The sequence below is a fragment of the Oribacterium sp. oral taxon 078 str. F0263 genome (genome assembly GCF_000469565.1).
GTDB lineage: Bacteria > Bacillota > Clostridia > Lachnospirales > Lachnospiraceae > Oribacterium.
The window spans coordinates 3,614-5,932 of sequence record NZ_KI273142.1; the positions used below are offsets into that span (position 1 = coordinate 3,614).

At 43.0% G+C, this 2,319-nt stretch carries 4 protein-coding genes; 2 read left to right on the forward strand and 2 right to left on the reverse strand.

The window, feature by feature from the left end; all coding sequences use genetic code 11:
• A partial coding sequence (locus HMPREF1986_RS13340) for a hypothetical protein (protein WP_196806143.1) occupies positions 1-185 on the reverse strand: 185 nt, incomplete at its 3' end.
• A gap of 795 nt (positions 186-980) precedes the next feature.
• Here HMPREF1986_RS13340 and HMPREF1986_RS12395 point away from each other — a divergent pair.
• Both HMPREF1986_RS12395 and HMPREF1986_RS12400 read left to right on the forward strand, forming a co-directional pair.
• A complete protein-coding gene (locus HMPREF1986_RS12395; protein ID WP_021775215.1) occupies positions 981-1,604 on the forward strand; it encodes a hypothetical protein in 624 nt (207 codons plus the stop codon).
• 9 nt (positions 1,605-1,613) lie between these two features.
• Positions 1,614-1,943 (forward strand): hypothetical protein, encoded by a 330-nt coding sequence (locus tag HMPREF1986_RS12400; protein ID WP_036600697.1) that lies wholly within the window; start codon positions 1,614-1,616, stop codon positions 1,941-1,943.
• 44 nt (positions 1,944-1,987) lie between these two features.
• Here the strand turns inward: HMPREF1986_RS12400 and HMPREF1986_RS13430 are convergent.
• The coding region (locus HMPREF1986_RS13430) for a hypothetical protein (protein WP_207636982.1) at positions 1,988-2,319 on the reverse strand (332 nt) is incomplete at its 5' end.

A 2,319-nucleotide genomic window follows, 5' to 3' on the forward strand; every position in this document is an offset into this window, starting at 1 on the left:
GACTTCTCTATGGATTCTTGAAACGGCTTCTTATCCTTTATCTTCTGTTCTGGGTTTATGCTTTCATTGCATACCCTGAGTTTGTCCCGAGATCTCTCACTCATTTGCCCGAGCTTTCCCTTATCCTCCCCTGCCTCTTCTCTCTTATCCTCGCTCTTCCTCTTTTTCCTCCATACCTTTTCCATATTTCTCCCTTCCTGCTGGCATATTATATCATCCTTATCTGCCTTGTCCTTTACTGGATTGGCAGCTTCATCTGGAAATACTGGCGGGACCCACACGGTTTCCTGTCTTCTTTTGAGAGCTTGGAGGGAGAGCCGGAAAAAGAAAAAACCTTATTCGAAATTCTGGACAGCATTTCTCCGGAGGATGAACCATGTCAGAGAGTTCCTCTGCCGCCCTCGGAAAAAAAGAAAAGGCTCCTGCGAGGCCTCTGGAAAAGGCTGCTTTACATTTATCTTGCGTTCTCGATTTATGCCCTGCTTTTCTCTCCGTCTTCGATTCCGGGATCCATCGGAGGGTTGCTCGTTTTTTTTATACTCACCTTTTTTTATCTTATTTTTATACTTATCTATTGGCCTTTTCATCCAACGGATCTTTTTTTCAATAGCTTTCCGCCTATGTTCTGCGGCCTGTTTTATATCATTTTCCTCTGTTTTGTTTCTTACTGGATCTGGGATTTTATCCGAGATGGAAAATTTCGGACCTATCTCCCCTGACTCTTATTGTTTTTCGATGGTGGGACCTATTCTCTCTTATATGGCAAAGGAGCGTTTTTGCAGCTATTGGGGAAGACATGTGGAGCTGTGCAAGCACTCTAACTCCGCCGATACGGAAAAGGAAGGGCCAATGCATGAGACAATATTAGTAAGTGCATACCGGTCTTAGCAGCGGAAGAGAACCAGCCTGCCGCTATTGTTATAAATGGACCGGAGATATCTCCAGCCACAGCTGATTATTTTTGTGTAAGGAGCTGAGCAATGATTCTATGGAAGTATCTGGATCCGGGGAGTCGAAAGAGATTTTTGAGGAATCTATTCATAGGCTGTCTCGCCCTGGAGGTGATTTATACACTTATCGTTTTTCATTCTCAGGCAATCGTCTGTTTTGAATGCCGCAATGAAAGGATGGAATGGAATCACTTTCTTTTAGACACACATCCGGATCAGCAAAAATATTTTGCGATCTTTAACGGAAGAGCCTATCGGATGACGAATTGGCAGTCTTCTCTTCTTGCGCATTGCGATGAAGATCCCGAGGGGATGTTTTATTCAATACAGGTCTCACCCGCCCCTTCGGAATTTGAGGAAATGGATCGTACTCCAAAGGTATTGATAAGAAATGGACAGAAATTCCAGGTTCATCTGTCTCCTGAGGATGAGAATTCCGATATCCTTTATAAAATGGCCGAAAGGATATTTAGATATGATTCTCCGTCCGATTCTTCCATCTCAATACAGGAAAACCGTTGTCTGCTTTTTAGATGTCGGAAGGACTACATCATTGACTCCTATCCGGAATTATACTCCTATCACAATGGTATCCTTCGTAAACTGCCGGGTTCTGTCGGAAATTATGAGTTCGAGAAGATATATATTCGCTAGGAGATGAAAATGGAAGAGAATCCTCTCGACAAAAAAGTCGTTCAAGACTTCCTTTTAGGGCTCATGTTGCTTTATCTCTTGATTCGTATCAGTAATATACTGCTTCCTTCCTGGGAGCTGATCTCTTTTCAGAGCTTGACTTATTTTCTGATACTGGCAGTTAAGCTGATGATTTACATGCTTATTATTTTTGTACGGGTATTTTTGTTTTTCCCCGGATTCGCACTGGCATTGGGCGGTGGAATTCTGATCCTTCTGCTGCTTCGCAGGTATCAAGAAAGGCGGGAAGAAGATGCCGCAGAGGAAAGTGAAGTGGAAAAAGATGAGGCTGAAGACTGATTCCACAGTCTGCCATAAGTGGTAAATGTTTGAGGGCCGCAGGATTATGAAAATCTTGCAAACCGCTTTTGGTGCAAAAATTGTATGTCGATAGTCCCTCGTAAAACTATACTCCATACTCCATTGGCACATGAACAAAAAGAGAGGCGGCGATTATGAGAGAAAATTCGTTGTTGAAGGCTTTTACGGACATTTTCCATAAGGCTCTGTCTTTCCTGAAAAGGATTCTCTCTTCTCCCGTGGGGAGACAGAGACTTTTTTATGGATTTTTGAAAAGGCTTCTTTTTCTCCACCTTCTGTTTTGGATCTATGCTTTCATCGTATACCCTGAGTTTGTTCCAAGATCGCTTACCCGCCTGCCTGAGCTTTCTATCAT

Excerpts from the sequence above, each read along its gene's own strand:
- HMPREF1986_RS12400 (WP_036600697.1), top strand. The coding sequence starts at position 1,614 with ATGGAAGAGAATCCTCTCGACAAAAAAGTCGTTCAAGACTTCCTTTTA.
- HMPREF1986_RS12395 (WP_021775215.1), top strand. The coding sequence starts at position 981 with ATGATTCTATGGAAGTATCTGGATCCGGGGAGTCGAAAGAGATTTTTG.